The sequence below is a fragment of the Bradyrhizobium sp. F1.4.3 genome (genome assembly GCF_040548375.1).
Taxonomy (GTDB): domain Bacteria; phylum Pseudomonadota; class Alphaproteobacteria; order Rhizobiales; family Xanthobacteraceae; genus Bradyrhizobium.
Genome location: NZ_JBEPRN010000007.1, coordinates 19673 through 44010, shown reverse-complemented (window position 1 = coordinate 44010; position 24338 = coordinate 19673). Strand labels below are relative to the sequence as shown.

Below are 24338 nucleotides of genomic sequence, written 5' to 3'. Positions count from 1 at the left end.
CTCTAGTGAATGGCCGCGTACATGATCTTCTCCTCCGTCGCCTCCAGCGCGGAGAATTCCTCCACGACCTTGCCCTGGCGCGAGACCAGGATGCGGTCGGAGAGCGCCATGATCTCGGGCAGGTAGGATGAGATGACCACGACCGCCTTGCCCTCGTCGGCGAGCCGATTGATCAGCTCGTGGATCTCGACGATGGCGCCGACGTCGACGCCGCGGGTTGGCTCGTCGAAGATGATCAGGTCGGGCTCCTGCACCAGCGACTTGGCGATCACGACCTTCTGCTGGTTGCCGCCGGAGAGCTCGACCACCTTGCCATTGTCACCGATGGCGCGAACCTTGAGCCGCTCGATCCAGGTCTTGCCGACCGCATTGGTTTCCCGCCGCGACAGCATCATGCGGCCCTTGGGAAACTTCGACAGCAGGCCAAGATAGATGTTGCGTGCGATCGAGGATGTTTCGAAGAAACCTTCGACCTTGCGGTCCTCTGTGACATAGGCGATGCCGGCCTTGACCGCCGGCGCGGGCACCCGGTAGCGCACTGGCTTGTCGTGCAGCAGGATCTCGCCGCCATGGAAGAAGTCGCGCTTGAGGACGCCGGCGACGATCTTGAAGGTTTCGGTGCGGCCCGCTCCGACGAGGCCGAACACGCCGGTGATCTGCCCCGCGAACACCGACAGCGAATTGTTCTTCACCATCGGCGCCATCTTCAGGTTCTGAACCGTGAGCACGCGCGCGCCGACCGGACGCACGCTGCTCTTTCGCGCGCCGTAGAGCGTGTTGGAGAGGTTGCGCCCGACCATAGCCTGTATGATCGCGGCGCGGTCGAATTTGGCGGCATCATCAGTCACGACATGCTTGCCGTCGCGCAGCACCGTGATGCGATCGGCCAGCAGTAGGGCTTCTTCCAGGGCATGCGAAATGAAGACGATCGAGACGCCGCGCTTCTTGAGGTCGCGGACGAGGTCGAAGAAGTATTTTTTCTCCTCCGGCGTCAGCGACGCCGTCGGCTCGTCGAAGATGATGACTTTGGCACGGTGCAGAACCGCGCGCGCGATCTCCACCATCTGCTTCTTGGCAGCTCCAAGGCCGCTCACGGTCGCGGTCGGCGTGACGTCGAAATTGAGCGATTGCAGGAACTGCTGCGCGGCGATGTAGATGCCGCGCAGGCGGTTATAGAACTTCTCCTGCCCGAGAAACAGGTTCTGCGCCACTGTCATGGTCGGCACCAGGCTGTTCTCCTGGAACACCATGGCAATGCCGAGATTGCGCGCCTCCAGCGGTGTCTTCGGCGCGACGTCCACACCGTCGATCGTCATGGCGCCCGAGGTCAGTGTCACCACGCCCGCCATCACTTTGGTGAGGGTGGACTTGCCCGCGCCATTCTCGCCGACCAGCGCGTGAATCTCGCCGCGGCGGAGATCGAAGTCGACCGCCTCGATGGCGGGTACGCCGGCGTAGAGCTTGGTGGCCTTGCGCAGCGAGAGCACGATTTCGCTCATGAGCAAAACTCCCCGGCAAGTCCGGTCAGGGGCAGTCTCAGGACACGGCCGGGCCCCTTGGCGATCAGGACGAGGTCGTCGCCGATCTCGATCGCGGCGACAATGCCGTGATTGGCACCGTCGACCCGGCTGTGCAGCGAATAGAGCGGCTGGCCGTCCGCATCAAGGCGAATGACGAGGCCATAGGAGCGCGGCGGCGCCCACGGTTTGATGACACCCATGGTCTTGATGTGCGCGCCTTGCATCGGCTCCTTGAACGAGATGCCCGAGCGCAGGCGGGGCGCAACCCAGTACTCCGGATCGATCTCGGCCATCATGCGGCGCCGGTAGGCCGGCTCACGCAACACGAACTCGACGAGTTGGGTGCGGGCGGTGAAGGCGGTGAGCCAGTACCCGCCGCCTGAGGCTTTCGACAGCCGCGACGGATAGACTGGGAGGTGACCGAGCACGACCCGTGGCGATGCGCCCGGTGAAACGAGAACGAGGCGGTGGCGCCAGCTCTCGCTGACCAGCATGCCGTTGCCATGTGCGCAGGCGCCGAAGGCGTAACCGAGCCCCTGGGCCGATCGCGTCACGGTCTTGTCGCCGGGATCCAGCCGGAACACGCGGCCGGTCCGGTTCAGCTCCATCAGGTCGCGTGCCCAGTCATCGACGCCGCACGTGGTCGATCCGTCCGTTGCGATCAGGGCGTTGTCGTCCGCCAATGCGAGCGCGTTGATCGCGTTGAAGGCGGCATCGGCGAACGTCGCGCTTGGCCGTTCGTCCGAGGGACTTGCATAGAGATGCACCTCGCGTCCCCCGAGCGCGACGGCAAGGCCGCCGCCGGGCAGGGCACAGAGCGCGGAGATCGGCCGCTCGAAGGTGCGAACCTCCGATGCTGCGCCGCCATTCAGGCTCATCAGTCGCTGTCCGTCGGCGATGAAGAGGTTGCGGCCGTCGGTGGCGATGTCTTCCGGCGCCTCGCACGTCAGCAGGGTCTCGGCGGATTCCAGTTTCTGGTTGGCTTTCAGCGCGCCGTCGAAGGACGGCACAGTGATGGTGGCTTCGCCGCGCCCAAGAAAGCGATTGGCGAATTCCCTGACGGCCGCGATCACGACAGCTTCCCCCACCGTTTGTCATACTGGACGAAGTTCGGGTCGGCGTTGTCGAGCTTGTAGCGGCCGATCCGGTTGTTGGCGATGCCGCCGAGATAGAGATAGCCTCGGTGCTCGCGCATCGAGGTGATCATTGGATGGTTTTCGCCGCGCAGGTCCCAGAACGATTCAAGGATCTTGCCCTGCTCGTTGAACTTGACCACGCAGCCGGTGTTGATGTTGGGGAATAGCCATTCGTCGACCGGCACGCGCTTGGCCATACGGCGGCGGAAGCCCGGCATCTTCCAGGCGAGGTCGAGCGAAGGGCTGCGCATGCCGACCAGCGCCAGCCAGTAATTGCCGTCGGAGGCGAGGTTGATGTTATCAGGGTAGCCCGGCAAATTGTCCATCACCACTTCGACCGCGCCCTTTTTCGGTCCCGCGAACCAATAGCGCTTGATCGAGCAGCCGAACGTCTCGGCGAACAGGATTGATTGGCCGTCGCTGGCGACGCAGATGCCGTTGGGGAATTTGAGGCCGCGCAATTCGGTACGCGTGGCGCCGGTCTTGATGTCGTAAGAGATGATGCGGCCGTTGCCGCGCGCCTCGAGTCCGTCGATCGGCCATTCGTCCATCTCGTAGCGCACGGTCGCCTCGGAAAAAAAGATGAGGCTGTCGTCGGTGATGTCGAGGTCGTCGGCGAGCCGCAGGCGGCTGTCGTCGTTGACCGAACGCATGCTCCGGTTGGTCTCGTCGGTCGCCTTCTCCACGGTGCCGTCCGGCTTGATGCGATAGAGCCCCATGCCGCCGATGCAGACGTAGAGATTGTCCTGGCGGTCGAAGGCCATGCCGAGCGGCTGGCCGCCGATATGGGCGAACACCTCCATCTTCTGATAGTCGGGCGCGAGAAAGCGCATGATGTCGCCGTGGCGCGAGCCGGCATAGAGATTGTCGTGGCGGTCGAGGATGACGTCCTCCGGCGCCTCGATGCGGCCGAGCCCGATCAGCTCGACATCGCGCAGCTTGTCGTTCTGCTCGAACGGGCCGCCGTGCCCGATCTCGGTCGACGGCGGTGGCGGCAGCGCGTGATAGGTCGGCGCGACGTAGACCTTGCTGATGATGCGGGTCCGGTTCTTCTGCCAGCGGATATCGACCATTGCTGCGACAAGCAGGATGCCGGCGAGCGCCATCCGGTTGACGCCGCCGCGCGCGTTCATGGTCGTCAGGCCATTGGTGATCAGGAGCACGATCAGCACCCCGACCGCCGATTTGGCGACCGAGCCCTTACCGCCGCCGAGCGTGATGCCGCCGAGCACCGTCGCTGTCAGCACGATCACTTCCAGCCCGACGCCGATATCGCCGCCGACGGTTCCGAGCCGGGATGCGAAGAACAGCGCACCGATGCTTGTCAGCACACCGCTGGCGACGTAGCAGAGCGCAATCGTGCGACGAACGGGAATGCCGGAATTATACGCCGAGCGGCGCGAGCCGCCGATCGCGGTGATGTGCCAGCCCGGCCGTAACCGGGTCAGGAAGATATGACCGAAGATGGCGATCACGATGTAGACCATCGCCACGGTCGGAATGCCGAAGACGCTGCCGCCGCCGATGAAATCCCAGGATGGAATGTCGGGGAAAGCCGACGCGATCGCGTTGGAGTAGCGCTGGATCAGGAGATCGTAGGCCGAGCGGTAGATGATCAATGTGATCAGCGTGGTGATGAAGGCGCGTAGCCGCAGATATCCGACCAGCATGCCGTTGACGGCGCCGAGCAGTGCGCCGCAGAGCAGCGTGGCGACGACCACCGCCGGGACCGGCCAGCCCAACACGTCGAGAAGGTAGAGCGCGCAGAAATCCGTCAGCGCGAAGATCGAACCGACGGACAGATCGATGCCGCCGACGATGACGACCAGCGCCAGTCCGAGCGCGATGAAGCCGATCTCTCCGGCCTGGCGCGCGGTGTCGGCGAGGCTCGCCGGCGACAGGAAGTTATCGATGGATCGACTGAGCGCGATGCCGATGATGAGGAGAAGGATGACCGGAATGGCCGTCTCGGTCCACCGCTTGGACAGGATTTCGCCGAGCAGATGATCCGGCCAGTAGCGGTAACGCAGGCTTGTCAGGGTATCGCGCATCGGCATTCCAGCGGGGCATGGGAAAAGTTGAGAGCGAGGTCCCAGGGGACTGAACGGCCGCCAGGAACCCCGAGTGTCAGCGCCGGACTATTTCTTCAGGTCGCTGAGATTCCAGCAGGCCGTCTGGCTGTCGGCGTTCTCCTTGGTGATCGGAATCAGCGTGGTGTATTCCGAGCCCTTGATCGAGCCGGGCTTGACGCCCGACGACAGCAGCCACTTGATCGTACCCGCCATCTGCGCCGCCTGAGTTGGCACGTCGTAGCTCATGTTCAGGTCGAACGCGCCGGACTTCACCAGCTCGCAGGCGCCCTTGCGTTCGCCGCCGCCCGACGTCGCCAGGAACACCTTGCCGGTAAGGCCTGCCTCCTTGACCGCGGCAGCGGTGCCGATATCCATGCCGTCCCAGAAGCCGACGATGCCGCAGAGATCGGGATTTTGCTTCAGCACTGTCTGCGTGATCGCCTTGGCCTTGGCGGCATCCCAATCGGCGGCCTGGCTGGACACCACCTTGATCTCGGGATGCTTGGCGAGCACGTTCTCGACGCCTTTGAGCGTATAGGCGCTCGCGGCCGCCGACAGCGCCCCCTGGATGATCGCGATCTTGTTCGACTTGCCCTCGCAGGCCTTGACCACGCCTTCGGTCTGACGTTCGCCGATCTCGACCCAGTTGGCGCCGACAAACGCCGAGCTGCGATAGGCGGAGCCCATGTTGATCTGAATGACATAAATGCCTTCGTTTTCGGCGCGCTGGAGCAATTTGGCGTAGGTCTGCACGTCCGGATTGTGAACCACCATCACTGCCGGTTTCTCCGAGATCAGAGAGGTGACGGCCTGCGCGCCCGCATTGGTGTTCCAGTTGGCATCGCGGATCACGAACTTGACGCCGAACGGCTCGAGCTCCTTCTTCAAGCCCGCATACCAGCCCTCGGTAAGGTCGAAGTTCATCGCGACCGGCACATAGGCCACCGTCTTGCCGGCCAGCGCTTCCTTGAACGGCTTCTGGAACGGTTCGTCCAGGCCCTGCTGGGCGAGAGCCGGTGCGGTCATTGCCGCAAGAGCCAGTGCGGCAACGATCGCCTTTGTCGGGCTGCAGAGATGTTTCATTGCTTCCTCCTTGGTTATGGTTGTCGTTCTTGTCGGTCGTTCAGATGTCGCCCTGCTGTGCCGTTTCTTCGTTGCGCGGATTCAGGAAAGAGTCCGTGATGACGGCGAGCAACAGGACCACGCCCTTGATGAGATTTTGCCCGGCGTAGGAGATATCCATGATGGTCATGCCGTTGAGCATGGTCCCGATCAGCAGCGTGCCGATGACGACGTTCAACACGCCGCCGCGCCCGCCGGACAGGCCGATGCCGCCCAGCACGACGACCAGAATGACGTCGTAGATCAGCGTCGAGTTGAAGACACGGGTCGGCATCGAATTGACGGATGCGGCCATCACAAGGCCGGCGAAGCAACCGATCAATGACGCGATCACATATTGCAGGACGATGATAGGGCGGGAAGGGATGCCGGTGACACGTGCGGCATAAGGATTGTCGCCGATCGCATAGATATAGGCGCCCCACCGCGTCTGGCGCAGCAGGAAGGCGACCACCACACAGGCGATCGCGAACATCACGATCGACGTCGGAATGCCCAGGATGGTGCCCTGTCCGAGCCGCTCGAAGCCGTCCATACCCGGGCTCCATTGCACGACGTCGAGCTGGAACAATGCGGCCTGTCCGAGCCCGGCGAGCAGCAGGCCACTCGCAAGCGTCGCAAACAGCGAAGGAACCTCGGCATAGGCGATCAGCCAGCCATTGGCGAGGCCGAAGGCAATCGTGAGCAGCACGGCGGTCAGAAGCGCAGCCGGCAGCGAGTGACCGTTCTGCACCATCTGCAAGACCAGGCCCGGCGGCACCGCGAGCGCCGCAATCAGCGAGATGTCGATGCCGCGGCCTATCACGACGATCGCCATGGCAAGGCCGAGGATGCCGAGCACGGCCACGTTCTGGAGCAGCGTCAGCATATTGTCCGCCGTCAGAAAACCGCTCAGGAAGATCGAAAACACCAGGAACAGCAGCGCGAACACGGCGAAGACGATCTCTTGTTGATTAAAACGAAAACGCTTCATCGCCTGGTCCTTCCTGCGTTCTATGGGTGCGCCATCTGCTTTGGCCTCGAGCGCACCCCGGCGGGCTTGCGTCCATTGATGCGGTTGCCGCTCGACAAGGCGGCGCTCACGAAGTTGCCGACGCCATCGATGTATCCGTCGATCGACGTGCCGCGTTTGCGATATTTGGCGCGTTTCACGTACCAGTCCTGCAGTAGCGGCTTGATCAACGACGCCGTCAGCCTGACATGGTCGATCGTAAAGTCACCGCTGGCGACGCCTTGCTTGAGAACGTCCGCGATGATCTTCTCGGTCGTGGCTTCCATGTCGATCGCGCGCTGACGTTCCGCCGGCGGAAACGACTTCGCCTCCATGAAGGCGAACACGAACCAGGGCTGCATCGCCTCGCTCATGCGAATGTGGGTCGCGATGATCCAGTCGAGGTGCTTGTGGGCGTCACTCCTGACGTCGTCGGGAGGCGCCGTCAGCACCTCGGTCGCCGTTGCCGCGACCTCACCGAGAATCATCGACAGCAGCCTGGGTTTGCTGTCGATATAGGTATAGAGGCCGCCCATGCTGAGGCCGGAGGCCTCCGCAAGCTGGCGCAGCGTTGTCGCGTGAAAGCCCTGCTTGTTGGAGAGCGTGAGGGTAGCGCCGATGATGCGTGCGAGATTTGTGACGGCGAGACGCGGCTTCTGCACGCGGATCGAGGCGCGATGACGTTCCAGAATGCGCGTGCACAGCGCTTCTGTCGAGAACGCGTTCGTCCAACGTCGTTGGCGCGCGAGATTCACGCTGCCTCCCCAAATTTCGTCCCGGACCTTTTGGCGTTGTTATTGATCCGGGCGTGGGCTTTGCGCCCTTGTCGTCATTCCTACCGCAGAGCGTGGCTGTCGGGAAAGGGGTCGGAGCAGATTTTCTGAGAGAGCGCTCGCTCGCTTTTTCCGCGCCATGCTATGTCTGGACCTGCTCCGCGACGGGAGGCAGGTCCATGACAGGTGCAAACCTTACTTCACCAGCGGGCAGCCGCCATCCTTCAGCGGTCGGAACGCCTGGTCGCCGGGCACCTCCGCGAGCAGCTTGTAATAGTCCCACGGGCCCTTGGATTCTTCGGGCTTCTTCACCTGGAACAGGTACATGCTGTGCACCATGCGGCCGTCTTCGCGCAAGCTGCCGTTGTCGGTGAAAGCATCCTTCACCGGTAGCTCGCGCATCTTCGTCATCACGGTCTTGGTATCCCTGGTGCCGGCGGCCTGGACCGCTTTCAGGTAATGCAGCGTCGCGCTGTAGGTCGCGGCCTGGTTCATCGTCGGCATACGCTTGACGCGCTCCATGAAACGCTTGCCGAAGGCGCGGGTCTTGTCGTTGAGATCCCAGTAATAGGCCTCGGTGATGATCAGCCCCTGCGCGAGCTTGAGCCCGAGGCTGTGCACGTCGGAGATGAACATCACGATCGCAGCCAGGTTCTGGCCGCCGGCGACGATGCCGAACTCGCCGGCCTGCTTGATCGCGTTGATGGTGTCGCCGCCGCCATTGGCAAGCCCGATGATCTTGGCCTTGGAGGCCTGGGCCTGGAGCAGGAAGGACGAGAAGTCCGCGGTGTTGAGTGGATGCTTGACGCTGCCGAGCACCTTGCCGCCCGACGCCCTCACCACATCGCCGGTGTCGCGCTCGATGGAATGGCCGAACACGTAGTCGGCAGTGAGAAAGAACCAGCTGTCGCCGCCGTTCTTGACGATGGCGCTGCCGACGGTGTGAGCGTTGGAATAGGTGTCGTAGGTCCAGTGCGCGGTGTAGGGTGAGCAGGATTTTCCGGTGATGTCGGAGCTCGCCGCATCCGTCACGATCATGATCTTCTCGTACTGCTTCGACAGCTCCATCACCGCAAGCGCTGTGGCCGAGGTCGGCAGGTCGATGATCATGTCAACGCCTTCGGTCTCCCACCATTTGCGGGCGATGGTGGAGGCGACGTCGGGCTTGTTGAGCACGTCGGCGGAGACCATGTCGATCGGCTTGCCGAACATCTGCCCGCCAAAGTCCTCGATCGCCATCTTGGTGGCCTCGACATTCCCCTGGCCTCCAATGTCGGAATAAACGGAGGAGAAATCGGAGAGCACGCCGATCTTGAGCGGGGTCTGCTGGGCGAGAGCGGGGGCGATCAGGACAGCCGACAACAAGCCGGCCGCAGACACGAGTGCTGCGATAGGTCTCATGGGTACGTTTCCTCTTGTGCGGGACTATGCTGCCCCTTTGTCCGACAAAGTTAGGGCTGGGTTCCGCAGGAGTCAATTTGTTGCATCTGCGGCATCAGTGACGCAGTTTGACGTCTTCAGAGACGGTTCCTATAGTTTGTCCGACAATCGCCATCGGAGACGATCCTTGCCCCTCGCACCGCTCTTCCGTCCGATCGATGTCGCGCCGGCCTATCAGAAGGTCGCCGACGCGATCGAACGTGAGATCGTCAACGGCCGTATCAAGCCTGGCGATCCAATCGGCACTGAGCACGAGCTGGTGCGGCAGTTCGGCGTCAACCGCTCGACCATCCGGGAAGGCATTCGTGTGCTGGAGGAGGGTGGGCTGATCCGTCGCGATTCCTCGCGCCGGCTGCACGCCTGCCTGCCGCGCTACACCAAGCTGGCAAGCCGCCTCAGCCGCGCGTTGGTCCTGCACGAGGTGACCTTCCGCGAGCTCTACGAGGCTTCGATGACACTGGAGGTGGCTAGCATCGAAGGCGCGGTGGAGCGCGCGACGGAAGAAAACCTTGCAGAGCTGAGCGACAATCTTGCGCGCAGCGAGGCGGTGGTCGGCGATCCCGCGATGCTTGCCGAATGCGATGCCGAATTCCACGTTCTGGTCGCAAAGGCCTCGCAGAACCGTGTGCTGCAGCTCGCGCGCGAGCCGGCGGCGCAATTGTTCTATCCGACCACCGAGATGATCGTGACTGGCGTCGTCGAAGGCGGCCCGCGCCTCGTCGCCGCGCACCGCCATCTCATCGAGGCGATCCGCCGCCGCGACCGCGAGGCCGGTGTGCTCTGGACCCGTAGGCACTTGCAGGACTGGCGGCGCGGTTTCGAGAAGATCGCTTCGCTCGATCGGTCGGTCGAGCACATGTACATGGAGCACGCGCAGGCGGCCCGGCGCAGATAGCGCTCCACGACTTCAAATCAATTTAAAAAAAACAGAGACATCAAACGGAGGGACATATGACCGGCGACATCGCAGCCACCATCTCGAAAGCGCGCGAGCACTCCATCGGCGATCTCCTGCGCCGCGCAGGCAGCCGCGAGCCAAACAAGCTGGCGGTGAGCTGCGGCAGCGTCAGCTGGACGTTCGCCGAGATGGACGCGATCTGCAACCGGCTCGGGCGAGGTCTGCTCGGCCTCGGCGTCAAGAAGGGCGACCGTCTCGCCGTACTCTCGCGCAACTCGCACGCCTTTGCGGCGCTGCGCTTCGCGGTGGCGCGGATCGGCGCCGTGCTGGTGCCGATCAACTTCATGCTCAATCCGGACGAGATCAATTTCATCCTGAAGAGCTCCGGCGCAAAGCTGCTCGCGGCCGGACCCGATTTCGTCGAGGCCGCGCGCGTCGCAAGCGCCAGGGATTGCGCGGTCGAGAAGATGATCTGGCTGCCGGGCGAGGATCCCGCCACCGCGCCCGCGGGCCTCACCACCTTCGACGATCTCCTCGCCGCCGACAGCTCGTTCCTGGAGGCTTCCGTCGACAGCCGCGATCTCGCGCAGATCGTCTACACCAGCGGCACGGAATCGCTGCCGAAGGGCGCGACGCTGACCCATGAGGCCGTGATGTGGCAGTATGTCAGCTGCATCATCGACGGCGGCATGAGCGTAGATGATAAATATCTGCATGCGCTGCCGCTCTATCACTGCGCCCAACTCGACGTGTTCCTGGGGCCGCAAGTCTATCTCGGCGCCTCGGGCGTGATCACGGGCAAGCCGACTGCCGACAATATTCTGGCGCTGATCCAGGCGCACAAGATCACGTCGTTCTTTGCGCCGCCGACGATCTGGATCGCGATGCTGCGCTCGCCGAACTTCGACAAGACCGATCTGTCGACCTTGCAGAAGGGCTATTACGGCGCCTCGATCATGCCGGTCGAAGTCCTGCTCGAGCTCCAGCGCCGCCTGCCGAACGTCAAGTTCTGGAATTTCTACGGCCAGACCGAGATCGCGCCGCTCGCGACCGTGCTGCGCCCCGAGGACCAACTCCGCAAGGCCGGCTCCGCCGGCAAGCCCGTGCTCAATGTCGAGACGCGCGTGGTCAACGTCGCAATGGAGGATGTCAAGGTCGGTGAGGTCGGCGAGATCGTGCACCGTTCGCCGCACCTGTTGTCCGGCTATTACAACGATCCCGTCAAGACCGCGGCGGCGTTCTCCGGCGGCTGGTTTCATTCCGGCGATCTCGCTACCGTCGATGCCGAGGGCCACACCCGTGGTCGACCGCGTCAAGGACATGATCAAGACCGGCGGCGAGAATGTCGCGAGCCGCGAGGTGGAGGAGATGGTCTATCGCATCCCCGCGGTCTCGGAGGTCGCCGTCGTCGGCCTGCCCGATCCGCGCTGGATCGAGGCCGTCACCGCGATCGTCGTGGTCAAGTCCGGCGAGAAGCTCGACGAGGATGCCGTGATCAAGCATTGCGCCGGCCAGATGGCGCATTTCAAGGTGCCCAAGCGCGTCATCTTCGTCGACAGCCTGCCGAAGAACCCGAGCGGCAAGCTGCTCAAGCGCGAACTGCGCCAGCGTTTTGTCGGCGGCGAGACGCTCGACAAGGCGATCCAGAAGAATTTTGGGACGTGACGCGTTTGTTTCGCATGACGCGGCATCCTTCGCCTCTCCCCGCTTGCGGGCAGAGGCCGACGCGCGAAGCGCGGCGGGTGAGGGGGGCTCCGCGCGTTCGTCTTTCACCGTTATTGTGGAAGCAGCCCCTCACCCCAGCCCTCTCCCCGTAAGAACGGGGAGAGGGGAGGACCTCGATCTCAATACTTTTTCACGTGTGCGCCGAACGCCAGCCATAGCGCCATCGACGCCAGCCCGAAGCCGCCGAGCAGCAGGAAGGTCGGGCTGTAGCCGACCCACTCCGCGATCCAGCCGCCGAGCGCGGGACTTAAGCTTGCGCCGATGCCTTGCACCGTGATCACGGCGCCCTGGCCGAGATTGATCCGGCCGGTGCCGTTGAGCGAGCGCGCCACTATGCCGGGGACGGCGACCGTCTGAAGTCCGGTGCCGATGCCGTCGAGCACCTGCATCGGTACGACGCCCCACCATCCCGTGACGAAGAAGGCAAGCATGCCACGGACAGGCAGGCACATGAACGAGACCAGGATCACCGGCCAGTAGTTGCGTTTGCCCGCGACCTGCATGCCGATCAGCGAGGTCGCGATCATCACGCCCTGTGCAATCACCACCGTCGTCGCCACGAAACTCGGGCCATTGGCCTGGGCTTCCGCGACGGCCGCGAGGCCATAGAGCGGAACGATCGCGGCATTGCCGAGATGGAAGATCGCCAGCGCGAGTGCCAGCACGAGCAGCGGCTTGTGCTTGAAGAGGATGGACAGGCCGCTCGGCGGACTGTCGGGATCGTCCTCCTTGCCGCCACGGGCGGCGTGGTCGTCGATCGATTTCGCCGGAATCATCAGTACGCAGGCGACCGCGATGGCACCAAACACCGCTGCGAGGACGAACACGGTGACATAGCCGAATTTGTAGCCGAGGTAGCCTGACAATGCCGCGCCGACCATGTTGCCAGCATGGTTGAACGCCTGGTTGCGCCCGTTCAGCGCATTGAAGCCCTTTTGTTTGGCGATGCCGAGCGTGATGCCGGTCACCGCCGGAACGATCGCGGCGCTCGCCAGCGATTGCGCGACCTGCGAGAACGTCACCGCCCAGAAATTTTGCGAGATCAGGATGATCGCGGACGCGAGCACCACGCAGATGCCGGGGATGACAACCCAAAAACGCTTGTTGCGGCTGGAATCGATAAAGCCGCCGATCGGCGTCGTGACCAGCATCCCCGCGACATTGCCGATCGTCATCGCCGTGCCGATCAATCCGCTCGCCCAGCCGCGCTCCTGGAGGAAGACGCCGACAAACGGCCCGATGCCCGACTGCATGTCGGCCATGAAGAAATTGACTGCGTACAGGGGCCAGAGGCGGGGCGAGGAGGGGCGCGATGTCATCGAGACGCTGAAAGTGTTCCTGTCGATCGAATAGGATCTCGCCCGACGCGAAGATTGCCGGCCCATTGTGCCGGCGCTGACCAGAACGTAACCTGCGCTCATCGCGTTGGTTCCGATCGTACATGCGATAGCTGGATGACAACCATGCCCCTCTGGACCTGCGAAACCTGTGGCGCGCAATTCCCCGACAGCGGAAATCCGCCCGCGGCGTGTGCGATCTGCGAGGATGAGCGGCAATATGTGAATTGGAAGGGGCAAACCTTCCTCACGCGCGAGGCGTTGGCTGAGAGCCATCGCCTCGTCTGGCGCGACGATCTCGGCCTGACCGGCCTCGCACTCGAGCCGAACTTCGCCATTGGCCAGCGCGCGCTGCTGGTGCCGCTGGGCGACGGCTGCATGATGTGGGATTGCATACCGCTGGCGACGCCGGAAGCGATCGCGCATGTCCGTTCGCTGGGCGGTCTCAACGCGATCGCGATCTCGCATCCGCACTATTATGGCGCTCTCGCCGACTGGAGCGAGGTATTCGGCGGCGTGCCGGTCTATCTGCACGCGGATGATCGCCAATGGGTGACGCGGCCGTGTGCCTCGATCGTGCATTGGGCCGGGGACAGCCATCGCCTTTCCGACGATGTGCTGCTGCTGCGCACCGGCGGTCACTTCGCCGGCGCCACCATGCTGCACTATGCGCACGGTGCCGGCGGCGAGGGCGCACTGCTCACCGGCGACGTTGCGCAGGTGACGATGGACCGCCGCTTCGTCAGCTTCATGTACTCCTATCCGAACTACATGCCGCTCAACGCCGCCGCGGTGCGGCGGATCGTGGCCGCCGTCGACCCGCTCGCCTTCGACCGAATTTATGGTGCCTGGTGGGGCCGCAACATTGCTGCCGGTGCCAAGGCTGCGTTCGCCGCGTCGGCGACGCGATATATCGCGGCGATCGCCTGAGCCTCGCGGCACCCTGAATTCTCCTTGCCCTTATCTAATAACTGTACTATTGGTACAGTTATGAAGCGCGACGCAACGGTGCGTTTGCTGGTTCGGCACGATCGATGCATCGTTGAACCAGCGGCGCGTTCTGCGGCCGCATGAGCCGGAGTTGAGCGCATGATTGCGCAAAGCGATTACGAGATCTTCGAAGCGGGCGACATCACGCTTCAATCCGGCACCGTCTTCCCCGGCGTGAGGCTTGCTTACAAGACCTTCGGCACGCTGAGCCCGGCCAAGGACAACGTCATTCTCTACCCGACCTCGTTTAGCGCGCAGCATTACGACACGGAGTGGCTGATCCAGCCCGGTGGTGTGCTCGATCCCGAGCGTTACTTCATCGTCATCCCGAACCTGTTCGGCAACGGCCTGTCGTCGTCGCCGTCGAATTCCATCACGCCGTTCCCGCAGCTCACCTATCACGATGCCATCGCCGCCCAGCGCCGCCTGCTCGCAGAACGCTTCGGTATCTCAAGGCTCGCGCTGGTCTATGGGTGGTCGATGGGCGGCATGCAGGCCTATCACTGGGCGGCCTGTTACCCCGATATGGTCGAGCGCGCCGCTGTCGTCTGCGGCAGTGCGCGTTGCGCGCCCTACAACCACGTCTTTCTCGAAGGCGTGAAGGCCGCGCTCACCGCCGATCCCGCCTTCCGCGACGGCCGCTTCGTCGAGAGGCCGGTTGCGGGCTTTCGCGCGATGGGGCGGGTCTATGCCGGCTGGGCGATGTCGCACGGTTTTTATCGCGACGAGATCTGGCGCGAGGCCGGATTCACCTCGCTCGAGGACTATCTCGTCCGCGCCTGGGATGCGACCTTTGCCCGGCGCGACGCCAATGATCTCCTCGCGCAGATCAGCATCTGGCAAGCTGGCGACATCAGCCGCTGCGATGAATTCGGCGGCGATTTCGATCGCGCGCTTGCGGCGGTCAAGGCGCATATGCTGCTGATGCCGGGCGCGACCGATCGCTATTTCGACGTGCGCGACAACGAAGACGAGCTCGGCAAGCTGGTCAGCGCGAAGTCCGCGCTGCTGCATCCGATCCCGTCGCTCCACGGCCACCGCGCCGGCAATCCCGTCAGCAATCCGCGCGATCACGCCTTCCTCAAGGCCGAGATCGCAGAGCTCCTCAGTAGATAGGGCAGGCATCCGATCATGACTGACGCAATCGTTTCAGAGAACGGCCATCGCCTGAAGCCGCTGACACCGACGATGCTGCGAGAATTGTCCGTTCGCTCCAACCTCAGGGGGGCCGCGCAAAGCCTCGGTCATTACGGCGTCATCGTGATGGCCGGCGTACTGATCTGGAAGGTCGCTGCGAGCTATGGCGTCCTCTGGGCGGTGCCGCTGATGGCGGTGCAGGGCTATTTCGTCGCCTTCCTGTTCATGGCGGTGCACGAAACCGCGCACAAGACCGCGTTCAAAAGTCGCGGCCTCAATCTTGCGGTCGGTTATCTCTCCGCTTTCATCATCGGTTTGCCTTACGAATATTACTGCCTGTTTCACTGGGATCATCATCGCTACACCCAGGATCCGGACAAGGACCCGGAGCTGATCGTCGGCGTCAAGCCGACATCGGACACGCAGCTCGCGATGGCCTATAGTGGCCTGCTTCAGGTCGCCGGCCGGCTCCGGCTGATGCTCGGCCATGCCGTCACCGGCAAGGTCATCGTGCCCTGGATTCCCGAGACCAAACACGCCACCATCGTGACCGAAGCACGCGCCTATGCCGGACTTTACGTCCTGCTGCTCGCGCTGTCGCTGTGGTTCTCTTCGGCCCTGTTGCTGTGGGTCTGGATCGTGCCGCTGATCATCGGGCAGTTTTTTCTGCGGCCCTATCTCTATGCCGAGCACACCGGCTGCGAGCGCACCCGCAGCGCCTTCGAGAACACCCGCACCACCTATACCGGCGCGATCGTCAAATGGATCGCGTGGAACATGCCCTATCACGTCGAGCACCACGCCTATCCGTCGATCCCGTTTCACGCGCTGCCGAAACTCAACGACATCGTCGACGGCGAGATCGTCCATCGCGGCCGCGGCTACATCGCGACCACGCGTGAGACCTGGGCCTGGTTTCGCCGGCATCGGCAGGTGGGGTAGCTGAACGCAAAGCCCCGATCGCGGTGCGATCGGGGCGTTGTCGTGGACGTCTGATCTCAGTAGATCCCGTAGGCGCAGACATTCACGACGCGCACGCGCACGCCGTGGCGGGTCTGGACGGCGCGCTCTTGGTAGCAGTTGCTGACGCCGGTGTTGACGTAGAGGCCGCCAAAGCCCCAACGGGGACCCCAGTAATGGTGGAAGCCGTGGGCCGAGGCGGCGCTGGGCGCGAGAGCGGCGACGCCGAGCGAGCCGGCAGCGATCAGACCGAGTGCGAACTTACGAAACATCTTCATTCTCCAGTGTGGCGCGAAGCCGTTGTTGTGTCCCTGCATCTCGGTCGGGTCGAAGCGCGAACGCGTTCATGAGGCGTCTGGAGAATCGTGTTTCAGGAGTGTTTCGTGGGGAGCGGCAGTATGCGCCGTCGTCAGGCTTTCCGCGCCGTCGGCTCCGCGGCCTGCGACGACGCGCGATAGCGCGCGGCCATCGCCTGCGCCAGCTCTGCCATCTTCTCGCGGAGATCGGGTGGTTCCAGCACCTCGGCTTCGGGCCCGAGCCGCAGCAATTCGGCAGCGGCGTGCCACGACGTCTTGCCGGTCGGCACTCTGGCAATACGCCAGCCGTCCGCGTCGGCGGTCTCTTCAAGCTGCGTGCGCGCTCTGACATAAGGCTGGCTCAGCGCGTCCAGCAGTTTGACGCCGAACGGCGACAGCCGCACGATCGCGACATTGGGATGCATCTCGGCCTCGAGACGGAACGTGGCGGTCTGCCAATAGGCGGCGAGATCGAAATCGGCGGGACGATCGAAGCGGTCGTCGAGCGCGGTGCAGTCGAGCACGCGCGCGACGCGATAGGTGCGCACGCTGCCGTCGACTTGCCCTGCCAGATACCAGCTGCCGCCCTTCAGCACGAGGCCGAGCGGGGCGACCAGGCGCTGCTTCTCCGCGCGCCAACTCTGGTAGCGGATCTTGATCAGCGTTCCGCGCAAAGCCGCGCCAGCGATGGCGCGCAGATGTTTCGGCTCCTCCGCTTCGCCGAACCAGCCGGGTGCGTCCAGGTGAAAACGCTCCTGCATTCGGCCGGCATCCTGACGCAGATGGGCGGGCAGTGCTGCCATCAGCTTGTTCTGGGCGGCGATCATCGCCGCGTCGAGTCCGAGCGCCGCAGCCGGGCCCGGCAATCCCGTGAGGAACAGCGCTTCCGCCTCGCTCTGCGACAATCCGTTCAGCCGCACCCGGTAGCCGTCGAGCAGGCGATAGCCGCCCTCGGCGCCACGGTCGGCATAAACAGGGACGCCGGATGCCGCGAGCGCGTCGATGTCGCGGTAGATCGTGCGCACCGACACCTCGCAGGCCTCCGCAAGCTCTGGCGCAGTGACCTGCCCCTTGGCCTGGAGAGTGGTGAGGATCGACAGCATCCGGCTCGCGCGCATGGTCTCTTAAACCATACCTGACATAAGATGTCAGGTATGGTCGGCTACAAGCGCGCCATCGCCAGCCGCCAGATGGGAGACCCGCCATGACCGATCCGAACCGCGTCACGCTGTTTTATTCGCCGCAAAGCCGCGCCACCGGCACGCGGGTGCTGCTGGAGGAGTTGGGCGCGCCCTACGATCTGCATGTCCTCAACATGAAGGCGGGCGAGCAGCGCAAGCCCGCCTACCTAGCCATCAATCCGCTCGGCAAGGTGCCGGCCATCCGCCATGGCGAGGCGCTCGTGACCGAGCAGGTCGCGATCTACATCTATCTCGCCGATCTGTTTCCGCAGGCCGGCCTCGCGCCTGCGCTGAGCGATCCGCTGCGCGGTCCTTATTTGCGCTGGATCGCTTATTACGGCGCGTCTTTCGAGCCGGCCCTGATCGACAAGTTCATGCAGCGCGAGCCGGCGCCGATCACGCAATCGCCCTATGCTGATTACGACACCATGCTGGGCGCGCTCGAGGCGCAGCTGTCGAAAGGACCGTATCTGCTCGGCGAGCGCATGACGAGCGCGGATATCTTGTGGGGTGTCGCGTTCAGTTGGACGATGATGTTCGGGATCGTGCCGAAGAAAGACGTATTCGTTCGTTATTCCGAGCGGATTACGTCGCGTCCTGCGTTCCAGCGGATCAATGCCGCCGACGATGAGATGGCCGCCCAGCATGCCGCGGCCACTAGTGGTTGAATGATCCAGGGTTGCAGATGACGAAACCGATGCACACGACCAACTGCTTCAACACCTTCATCCGGGTTGCTGAAGACTGTCCCGCGCGTACTGGCGAGGAGCCGCCGCTCCGCGGGGGAAAGCCGACGGTGGCGTGCCTGCAATACGGGATGATCGCCAAGGCGCCCTACAAATACACATCCGACGACGTGATCTTCGCGACGTCTGCGCCGGGACGCGAGCTCGATGTGAAGGCGACGAAAGCGGAGAAGCATGCGGCCCGTGAAGCGTTCTTCTCCCGGGGGCAGGCGTGCATGAGGGCGTCGAGCCTGGGCAAGCGCTTCGGCTGGGGCGTTCATGCCGACAGTGAGGGCCGGATCGCGATCTACGCCATCGACAGCAAACGCTACCAGGCGCTCGTCCGCGATCCCAAGCTCACGCAGGTGCGCGCGATGCGGTCGAAGCGGGCGTGATCAGAATTTTGGCGCCCGCTTCTCCGCAAACGCCTTGATGCCTTCCTTGATCTCGTCGCCGCGCATGCTGTCGCGATGACGCTGGTCGGCGGCGGGTTCATCTAGCTCGCCGCGGGCGAATTCGTTGATGGCGCGCTTCATGCCGCGCATCGCCTGCGGCGCGTTGCCGGCGAGGATCGCGGCGAGCTTGTCGATCTCTTCGTCCAGAAATTCCACCGCCACCATGGCGGTGAGATAGCCGATCCGCAGCATCTCCGGGGCGCTGATCTTTTGCGCCGTCAGGAACAGCTTCTTCGCATTGTCGGCTCCGAGCCGGGTCACGTAGCGTTTGATGCCGCTCCTGTAATAATGCAGCCCGAGCCGCGCCGCCGGCATGAACATCTCGGCCGTGTCGACACCGATGCGGAAATCGCAGGCAAGCGCGAGATCGGTCGAGCCGCCATAGACGCCGCCGTTGAGCCGGCAGATCGTGGGGACGCCCAAATCCTCCAGCCGGTTGACGACCACCTCGAAGGCCGAGCCCGCGCTCTGTTGTTCGTTGGCGCTGACCGCGCGCTCGGCGACCGAGTTGAGATCATAGCCGGCGGAGAAGGCACGCCCCGTGCCGGTCAGCACGAGCACGTGGATCGCCGGATCGGCCTCGATCCGGTCGAACAGGTTGACGAGCTCGCCGAGATCTTCGGCCTGGAGCCGGTTGAGATGCTTGGGCCGGTTGAGGCGGATGGTGGCGCGCGCGCCGTCAATTTCGAGCACGGGCGGGCTGGCCGCGTCGGCGGTATCCGACATCCTTGTCTCCATTTACCTGTTTTCGAGTGTGCGCCGTTTCGCTTCGGCATCGATGGTCTCGGCGAGATCGGGGTGGCGCGCCATCAGCACGCGGAAGTCGACGAGGTCGAGCACCAGGAGCCGCGACACTTTCGTGGTCGAGACATTCGCGCCGCGCATGTTGTTGCCGAGCAGCGCCATCTCGCCGAAGAACGCGCCGTCGCCGAGTTGCACCTTCTTGCCGGGCAAATCGACCTCGACCTCGCCGGCGGCGATGAAATACATGCAGTCGCCCTGGGTACCCTTGCGGATGATCATGGTGCGCGCCGGCAGCTCCATGGTTCGCAGCATGTGGGTGACGTCGGCAATGGCCGCAGGCCCGAGCGCGGCGAAGAACGGCACCTTGCTGACGGATTCCCAGGTCTTCAGGAAATTGTCGCGGCGGGTTTCGGCCGCGAAGCCAGTCGCCAAAATACCGGTCCAGAGGCCGAATACGCCGAGGCCGGAGATCATCACCAGCGCCGCCACCATGCGGCCGAGCGGCGTCACCGGCACGACGTCGCCATAGCCGGTCGTCGTCAGTGTGACGACGGCCCACCACAGCGCGGCCGGGACGCTGCCAAACGTCTGCGGCTGCACGTCCCGCTCCAGAAAATATTCGGCGACGGAGGCGAGGAAGACCACCATCAGGAAGATCACGAGCACGCTGAGCAGCGGCCCCGATTCCAGCACCAGCACGCGGCGGAGCTGGCGCAGGCCGGGAATACCCGGCACCACCTTCAGGACCCAGAGCACGCTGAGCAGCCAGGCCGTCTTGGGCTCGGCGCCGAGAATCAGCGCGGCCGGCACGGCCAGCGCCCCGACCGCATCGACCAGTCCGGCGGAGGAGGACATGTAGAGCGCCAGGCGCTGCTGCCGCGCCATATGGCGCAGCCGGACCAGCCATTCGAACACGAAATAGATGAGGCAGGCCCACAGCAGGAGATCGACCCAGCGATGCGCTGTCTCATAGGCCGGGCTGACCGTCAGCAGCACCATGCTGAGCACGCCGACGGTCACCGCCACATAGGCCGCCTTGGTCATGTTGCGGCCGGCCGTGGCGGCCACGAACTGGGCCAAAGCGGGAATCATCGGCTTGGACATACGGGACGGCGGCTCGGTCTCGATTTTTGCGGTCCCGGCTGGGACCTCAGTGCCAAAGTGCCCGCCCGGGCGGAGGCCGTCAACGATGGGCGCGGGCGGTCTTGCCGGGCCGGGATAGAGTGACGGAATCCGTCCGTCAAATGGGCTAAATCACAGACAAGCCCTCCGATTGACCCATATATGGGACCCGCGTGGCCGGTGTCTTAGGGCCTTGTGCCCCGGCGAGCCCGTTACTTTCATCTTGAGGTTGGTTGGCCCGATGGATACGTCACATATCGCACAGCACGCAGGAACGGCCGGCGCCCTGTTCGCCTCGGTGTTCGTGGTGGCCACCACCACCATGCGGACGATGATCCCGCTCCGTGTGTTCGGTATCCTCACCAACCTCGTCCTGATCGCCACCGCGATCCCCGGGCACAATTACCTGGTGATCGGCGTGCAGAGCCTGGTGCTCGCCCTGAACGGCTATCGCCTGCACCAGATGCTCCAGCTCATGCGCGACGTCCGCAAGTCGGTTAACTCCGATCTCTCGATGGACTGGCTGAAGCCGTTCATGACCGAGCGCAAGTGCAAGGCGGGCGAGGTGCTGTTCTACAAGGACGAGAAGGCCGAGGACATGGCCTATATCGTCAGCGGCCGTTTCCGCCTGGTCGAATCCGGCATCGATCTGCCGGTTGGCGCCATCGTCGGTGAGCTCGGCATGCTGTCGCCGTCGAACACCCGCACCCAGACGCTGGAATGCATCGAGCCCGGCGTCATCCTCAGCGTCGCATACAACAAGGTCGAGGAGCTCTACGTGCAGAATCCGGCCTTTGGCTTCTACTTCCTGCGGCTCTCCAGCGCCCGCCTGTTCCAGAACCTCAACACGCTGGAGCAGCGGCTTGCGGCCGCGACAGCGGCTGCGCCGAAGCCGGCGTGACGTCTCGCGTCGCCCAAGGAAATTGATCGCGTGTCGAACGATGACGGCATTCTGGCTTCGCTTCGCTATCTCTTCGAGGACCTCATCGGAGAGGAAGACGACACGCCGCCATTGCTGCCCGAGGGCTTGCCGCAGGCTGCGGCAAGTGTTGTCAGCGACGGCGTTCATCTGCTCATCGAATATCAGGGCACGAGCTACGCCCAGCTCTATGTCGACCGGGTCTGCCGCTTCGTCCGCCGCCTTGATGACGACGGCCGCGCGCTGTGCGACATCGCGCGCCTGATGGCGATGCGGATGGCCTACGAGGATCCGATCCGGATCGCGCAGTTGAAGCTGATGGAGCTTGCCGAAGGCAAGCCGGCGTCAGTCGAGGTCAGGAAATTCCGCTTCGACGAGCTGATCCTGGCGCTCCCGGCGATCGCCGGCGAACCGGTGCTTGATGCTCTCGATGCCATCGGGTGGCGCCACCGACGGGTCTCGATCCGTTTCTCGAACGCGAGCCGGACCGGTATCGGGCGTCTCAAGCTCGAAGCCGCGCTCAAACGCTGGCGGCTGTACTCGACCCGCTATGTCGAGGAGCGCGCCTGGGTCGAGCGTTGGCTCCACATGATCTCGCGTGCGCTGGTCAAGCAGCCGAAGGCAGTGCCGGCGATCATCAACAGCGCCAACATGATCACGGGTCATGGCGATCCGTATCGCCATGGGCTCGCCGACTGGCACGCTATCATTGATGGCCTCGCGACCTTCGACGGCACGCTGCCGCTGGGGGACCTCGCGGACGCAATGGCCGACGTACGTGCCGCGGCCGAGCCGGACCGACGGCAGACGGCGCTGAAGCGCGCCATCGCCCAGATCCGGGCGCGGGCGCTCGGGGTGGCTGCTGACGCAGTGCCGAGCTGAGCGGCTATTTGAAGTGGGGCGGCTCGTCGTAGCCGCGGCGACTGCTCAAAAACAGCAGCAGCATCAAGCCGACGCCGACAACCACGGAGAACCCCGCGCCCAGCGCCAGTGCCACATAACCTTCCGTCGGAATCGGCTCGCCCTCGACCGCCATAGCCGAGTAGGCGAAGTATCCAACCGCAACCAGCATTCCCAGCAAGATGATGAGAAGGAGCATACGCATGGTGCGGTCTCCGGTTGTGCCGGGAGCCAACGGTTGCAGGTCGGGAGAGTTCCCGGGCTCGGGGCGGCGAATCACCGGAAACGCCGGTCACCCGCCGTCCTCAAAGCTTCGGGCCAATAGGTCAGGCACTCTGAGCTGTCTTCACCACCACGACGTTGGTGTCGTCATGCGGGGGAGGGGCGGCCTCGCGGGCGGCCTTCTCGACTTCGCCGGCGTGGCGCTTGAGGTAATCGCGGCGCATGCCGATCTCGTCGCGGACGAATTCGTAGCCGAGCTTGAAGGTGTCGAGCCCGTCAGTACTGATGGTGCCGTCGCGCAAGCCTATGACGGCGCCGCGCAAGATGCCCTCCAGCTCGTCCTGGAGGCATTCGATCTGGTCCAGCGAATGGGCGTGTTCGATGCGCTCGCCGATATCGAGAATGGCAGTCGAAAGCTCGCTCGCCTTCTCCGGCGCGATCCGGGTGACCTTGGCGTAGATTCCGGCGAAGATCGAGCCGATGACGCTGAGCGCAGCAGCGCCCAGGTACATCAGATCGCTGTACTTATCCATGAACGACTTGGTGTCGTCGTTGATGTAATCGGCGGCTCCCTGATGCGCCATCACGAAGGCGTCCTTCTCGACGGAGGCCGGCTCGATGTGGGTCGCGAAGCCGCTGTCGAGTCCGAGCGCGGACTTGTTCTCGTAGATGGTGCGCGCGATCTCGCCGGCGGTGGTCGCCGACATCTTGGATTGCGCGACAAGCAGCCACTCGAGCCCGATCGTATCAAGATCGTCGTCAGGGATCTCGGGCGAAGCCGACAGCGTGCCCGCCGTCAGCGTCTCGTCGGAAATCCCAGGGAATTTGCGCGCCAGCGCCTTGGCTTCGTCGATCGCATTCAGCGTGAAGCCGCCGCGTTTGGCGACCTGCTCATAGGCCTTGTCGCGCACCGCCTTGGAGGCATGGACGATGGCGATGACCGCACTGAAACCGCTCGCCGGCGCAAGCAGCTTGTCGAGGGTCGCGCCTTGCGGCGCCATCTGGATCTTCGCGGCGTCGGGACCGTCGGGAATGTCGAGGATATTGCGGACGAAGGCGAGCGAGGCCTCGTTCTCGGCAATGACGGCGACCTTCTTCTTCTTCAACTCGGCGAGCGACTTGATCTTCTTGCTGCCGGGCCCGAGCAGGAGCACGAGATCGTGCTCCAGGATCGCGAGTGTCCGCGCCCGCGGCGGCACTTTGGCGTCGGTGCGCAGGACGGCAAGATCGGCCTGCCTGCGGTCGAACTGCGCGAGCGCCTTGACATTGTCGGTGTTGTTGAGGACCTTGATGCGGAAGCGCGAGGCGTTGTTCTTCAGCACGGTGGCGAGCTTGGCCGCCAACAGTGCCTCGTCGCTGTTGGGAGTGCCGACGGCAAAGGTCAGCGTCTCCGAATTGTGCCACATGGCGCGGCCGGCCCAGACGGTGGCGAGTGACAGCAGTAGGGTCAGCACGACGTACAGCAGGACCTGCTGCTGGTTGGTCTTGATGACTTTGGGACGCCGGGGGGGCGGGAGCTCGGTCGACGAGGTCGGGCCTTCAGCACTCATGGCAGCACTCTGGCCTTATTTTCTGGCTCACGGGCGGCTCGCGGATTTGATCGCGGCGGGCGCCCTGCAATTCCTAAACGCCTGAAAAAAAGAACGATATTCCTCTGCCTGGGGATGATAGCG

General features: G+C 63.9%; 22 protein-coding genes and 1 pseudogene. 9 read left to right on the top strand and 14 right to left on the bottom strand.

The genetic code is table 11. The features are described from left to right. Positions 1 to 2 precede the first annotated feature (2 nt). The 7 genes from ABIB73_RS20015 to ABIB73_RS19985 all read right to left on the bottom strand — a co-directional run bounded on the left by ABIB73_RS20015 (position 3) and on the right by ABIB73_RS19985 (position 9015). Positions 3 to 1499 carry a sugar ABC transporter ATP-binding protein gene (locus tag ABIB73_RS20015; protein WP_354226561.1) on the bottom strand — a complete coding sequence of 499 codons (1497 nt, stop codon included), beginning with the start codon at positions 1497 to 1499 and terminating at the stop codon, positions 3 to 5. Then, positions 1496 to 2593, bottom strand: a complete 1098-nt coding sequence (locus tag ABIB73_RS20010; RefSeq protein WP_354226559.1) for an SMP-30/gluconolactonase/LRE family protein — start codon at positions 2591 to 2593, stop codon at positions 1496 to 1498. The genes ABIB73_RS20015 and ABIB73_RS20010 overlap by 4 nt, the downstream gene beginning before the upstream one ends. Continuing rightward, the gene (locus tag ABIB73_RS20005; RefSeq protein WP_354226557.1) at positions 2590 to 4713 is read right to left on the bottom strand and encodes an ABC transporter permease; all 2124 of its coding nucleotides are present in this window, start codon (positions 4711 to 4713) and stop codon (positions 2590 to 2592) included. Before ABIB73_RS20005 ends, ABIB73_RS20010 begins: the two co-directional genes overlap by 4 nt. A gap of 81 nt (positions 4714 to 4794) precedes the next feature. Then, complete coding sequence (locus ABIB73_RS20000) at positions 4795 to 5811, bottom strand: sugar ABC transporter substrate-binding protein (protein ID WP_354226555.1); 1017 nt, start codon at positions 5809 to 5811, stop codon at positions 4795 to 4797. A 40-nt stretch (positions 5812 to 5851) separates the two neighbouring features. Continuing rightward, positions 5852 to 6823 (bottom strand): ABC transporter permease, encoded by a 972-nt coding sequence (locus ABIB73_RS19995; RefSeq protein ID WP_354226553.1) that lies wholly within the window; start codon positions 6821 to 6823, stop codon positions 5852 to 5854. A 20-nt stretch (positions 6824 to 6843) separates the two neighbouring features. Continuing rightward, complete coding sequence (locus tag ABIB73_RS19990; RefSeq protein WP_354226551.1) at positions 6844 to 7596, bottom strand: TetR/AcrR family transcriptional regulator; 753 nt, start codon at positions 7594 to 7596, stop codon at positions 6844 to 6846. 213 nt (positions 7597 to 7809) lie between these two features. After that, entirely contained in the window at positions 7810 to 9015 is a 1206-nt protein-coding gene (locus tag ABIB73_RS19985) for an ABC transporter substrate-binding protein (RefSeq protein WP_354226549.1), read from the bottom strand. Positions 9016 to 9181: 166 nt separating this feature from the next. On the opposite strand from ABIB73_RS19985, the gene ABIB73_RS19980 reads away from it, so the two are divergent. Together ABIB73_RS19980 and ABIB73_RS19975 are read left to right on the top strand one after the other, a co-directional pair. After that, positions 9182 to 9949, top strand: a complete 768-nt coding sequence (locus tag ABIB73_RS19980) for a FadR/GntR family transcriptional regulator (RefSeq protein ID WP_354226547.1) — start codon at positions 9182 to 9184, stop codon at positions 9947 to 9949. 56 nt (positions 9950 to 10005) lie between these two features. Continuing rightward, a pseudogene (locus ABIB73_RS19975) lies at positions 10006 to 11617 on the top strand (acyl-CoA synthetase). Positions 11618 to 11796: 179 nt separating this feature from the next. Here the strand turns inward: ABIB73_RS19975 and ABIB73_RS19970 are convergent. After that, the gene (locus tag ABIB73_RS19970; RefSeq protein ID WP_354226936.1) at positions 11797 to 12996 is read right to left on the bottom strand and encodes an MFS transporter; all 1200 of its coding nucleotides are present in this window, start codon (positions 12994 to 12996) and stop codon (positions 11797 to 11799) included. A 144-nt stretch (positions 12997 to 13140) separates the two neighbouring features. On the opposite strand from ABIB73_RS19970, the gene ABIB73_RS19965 reads away from it, so the two are divergent. From ABIB73_RS19965 to ABIB73_RS19955, 3 genes are all read left to right on the top strand, one after another. Continuing rightward, positions 13141 to 13944, top strand: coding sequence for an MBL fold metallo-hydrolase (locus ABIB73_RS19965; protein WP_354226934.1), 804 nt, complete (start codon positions 13141 to 13143; stop codon positions 13942 to 13944). 159 nt (positions 13945 to 14103) lie between these two features. Further along, positions 14104 to 15120 carry an alpha/beta fold hydrolase gene (locus ABIB73_RS19960; protein ID WP_354226545.1) on the top strand — a complete coding sequence of 339 codons (1017 nt, stop codon included), beginning with the start codon at positions 14104 to 14106 and terminating at the stop codon, positions 15118 to 15120. 15 nt (positions 15121 to 15135) lie between these two features. After that, complete coding sequence (locus tag ABIB73_RS19955; protein WP_354226543.1) at positions 15136 to 16083, top strand: fatty acid desaturase; 948 nt, start codon at positions 15136 to 15138, stop codon at positions 16081 to 16083. A 56-nt stretch (positions 16084 to 16139) separates the two neighbouring features. Here ABIB73_RS19955 and ABIB73_RS19950 read toward each other — a convergent pair whose 3' ends face one another. Continuing rightward, positions 16140 to 16373 (bottom strand): hypothetical protein, encoded by a 234-nt coding sequence (locus ABIB73_RS19950; protein WP_354226541.1) that lies wholly within the window; start codon positions 16371 to 16373, stop codon positions 16140 to 16142. A 137-nt stretch (positions 16374 to 16510) separates the two neighbouring features. Continuing rightward, complete coding sequence (locus ABIB73_RS19945; RefSeq protein ID WP_354226539.1) at positions 16511 to 17515, bottom strand: helix-turn-helix transcriptional regulator; 1005 nt, start codon at positions 17513 to 17515, stop codon at positions 16511 to 16513. 86 nt (positions 17516 to 17601) lie between these two features. On the opposite strand from ABIB73_RS19945, the gene ABIB73_RS19940 reads away from it, so the two are divergent. Together ABIB73_RS19940 and ABIB73_RS19935 are read left to right on the top strand one after the other, a co-directional pair. After that, positions 17602 to 18246: a glutathione S-transferase family protein gene (locus tag ABIB73_RS19940; RefSeq protein WP_354226537.1), complete on the top strand. Its 645-nt coding sequence runs from the start codon at positions 17602 to 17604 to the stop codon at positions 18244 to 18246. Between the two features lie 17 nt (positions 18247 to 18263). Then, positions 18264 to 18698: a DUF6157 family protein gene (locus ABIB73_RS19935; protein ID WP_354226535.1), complete on the top strand. Its 435-nt coding sequence runs from the start codon at positions 18264 to 18266 to the stop codon at positions 18696 to 18698. Here ABIB73_RS19935 and ABIB73_RS19930 read toward each other — a convergent pair whose 3' ends face one another. Further along, positions 18699 to 19484, bottom strand: coding sequence for an enoyl-CoA hydratase/isomerase family protein (locus ABIB73_RS19930; protein WP_354226533.1), 786 nt, complete (start codon positions 19482 to 19484; stop codon positions 18699 to 18701). A gap of 12 nt (positions 19485 to 19496) precedes the next feature. After that, positions 19497 to 20606, bottom strand: a complete 1110-nt coding sequence (locus ABIB73_RS19925; protein WP_354226531.1) for a cyclic nucleotide-gated ion channel — start codon at positions 20604 to 20606, stop codon at positions 19497 to 19499. A gap of 259 nt (positions 20607 to 20865) precedes the next feature. Here ABIB73_RS19925 and ABIB73_RS19920 point away from each other — a divergent pair, with 259 nt between their 5' ends. After that, on the top strand, positions 20866 to 21525 hold the full coding sequence (locus ABIB73_RS19920) for a Crp/Fnr family transcriptional regulator (RefSeq protein ID WP_354226529.1): 660 nt from the start codon (positions 20866 to 20868) through the stop codon (positions 21523 to 21525). Positions 21526 to 21555: 30 nt separating this feature from the next. Beyond that, a complete protein-coding gene (locus ABIB73_RS19915) occupies positions 21556 to 22425 on the top strand; it encodes a DUF6537 domain-containing protein (protein ID WP_354226527.1) in 870 nt (289 codons plus the stop codon). Between the two features lie 4 nt (positions 22426 to 22429). Here the strand turns inward: ABIB73_RS19915 and ABIB73_RS19910 are convergent, their stop codons facing one another. Together ABIB73_RS19910 and ABIB73_RS19905 are read right to left on the bottom strand one after the other, a co-directional pair. Next, a complete protein-coding gene (locus tag ABIB73_RS19910; protein ID WP_354226525.1) occupies positions 22430 to 22648 on the bottom strand; it encodes a hypothetical protein in 219 nt (72 codons plus the stop codon). 121 nt (positions 22649 to 22769) lie between these two features. Next, positions 22770 to 24215: a TAXI family TRAP transporter solute-binding subunit gene (locus ABIB73_RS19905; RefSeq protein WP_354226523.1), complete on the bottom strand. Its 1446-nt coding sequence runs from the start codon at positions 24213 to 24215 to the stop codon at positions 22770 to 22772. Positions 24216 to 24338 lie beyond the last annotated feature (123 nt).

What these genes read in the sequence shown, in the direction of transcription:
- ABIB73_RS20015 (WP_354226561.1), bottom strand. Translation starts at nt 1,499, where the DNA reads ATGAGCGAAATCGTGCTCTCGCTGCGCAAGGCCACCAAGCTCTACGCC.
- ABIB73_RS20005 (WP_354226557.1), bottom strand. Translation starts at nt 4,713, where the DNA reads ATGCCGATGCGCGATACCCTGACAAGCCTGCGTTACCGCTACTGGCCG.
- ABIB73_RS20000 (WP_354226555.1), bottom strand. Translation starts at nt 5,811, where the DNA reads ATGAAACATCTCTGCAGCCCGACAAAGGCGATCGTTGCCGCACTGGCT.
- ABIB73_RS19995 (WP_354226553.1), bottom strand. Translation starts at nt 6,823, where the DNA reads ATGAAGCGTTTTCGTTTTAATCAACAAGAGATCGTCTTCGCCGTGTTC.
- ABIB73_RS19985 (WP_354226549.1), bottom strand. Translation starts at nt 9,015, where the DNA reads ATGAGACCTATCGCAGCACTCGTGTCTGCGGCCGGCTTGTTGTCGGCT.
- ABIB73_RS19970 (WP_354226936.1), bottom strand. Translation starts at nt 12,996, where the DNA reads ATGACATCGCGCCCCTCCTCGCCCCGCCTCTGGCCCCTGTACGCAGTC.
- ABIB73_RS19965 (WP_354226934.1), top strand. Translation starts at nt 13,141, where the DNA reads ATGCCCCTCTGGACCTGCGAAACCTGTGGCGCGCAATTCCCCGACAGC.
- ABIB73_RS19960 (WP_354226545.1), top strand. Translation starts at nt 14,104, where the DNA reads ATGATTGCGCAAAGCGATTACGAGATCTTCGAAGCGGGCGACATCACG.
- ABIB73_RS19955 (WP_354226543.1), top strand. Translation starts at nt 15,136, where the DNA reads ATGACTGACGCAATCGTTTCAGAGAACGGCCATCGCCTGAAGCCGCTG.
- ABIB73_RS19950 (WP_354226541.1), bottom strand. Translation starts at nt 16,373, where the DNA reads ATGTTTCGTAAGTTCGCACTCGGTCTGATCGCTGCCGGCTCGCTCGGC.
- ABIB73_RS19945 (WP_354226539.1), bottom strand. Translation starts at nt 17,515, where the DNA reads ATGCGCGCGAGCCGGATGCTGTCGATCCTCACCACTCTCCAGGCCAAG.
- ABIB73_RS19940 (WP_354226537.1), top strand. Translation starts at nt 17,602, where the DNA reads ATGACCGATCCGAACCGCGTCACGCTGTTTTATTCGCCGCAAAGCCGC.
- ABIB73_RS19935 (WP_354226535.1), top strand. Translation starts at nt 18,264, where the DNA reads ATGACGAAACCGATGCACACGACCAACTGCTTCAACACCTTCATCCGG.
- ABIB73_RS19930 (WP_354226533.1), bottom strand. Translation starts at nt 19,484, where the DNA reads ATGTCGGATACCGCCGACGCGGCCAGCCCGCCCGTGCTCGAAATTGAC.
- ABIB73_RS19925 (WP_354226531.1), bottom strand. Translation starts at nt 20,606, where the DNA reads ATGTCCAAGCCGATGATTCCCGCTTTGGCCCAGTTCGTGGCCGCCACG.
- ABIB73_RS19920 (WP_354226529.1), top strand. Translation starts at nt 20,866, where the DNA reads ATGGATACGTCACATATCGCACAGCACGCAGGAACGGCCGGCGCCCTG.
- ABIB73_RS19910 (WP_354226525.1), bottom strand. Translation starts at nt 22,648, where the DNA reads ATGCGTATGCTCCTTCTCATCATCTTGCTGGGAATGCTGGTTGCGGTT.
- ABIB73_RS19905 (WP_354226523.1), bottom strand. Translation starts at nt 24,215, where the DNA reads ATGAGTGCTGAAGGCCCGACCTCGTCGACCGAGCTCCCGCCCCCCCGG.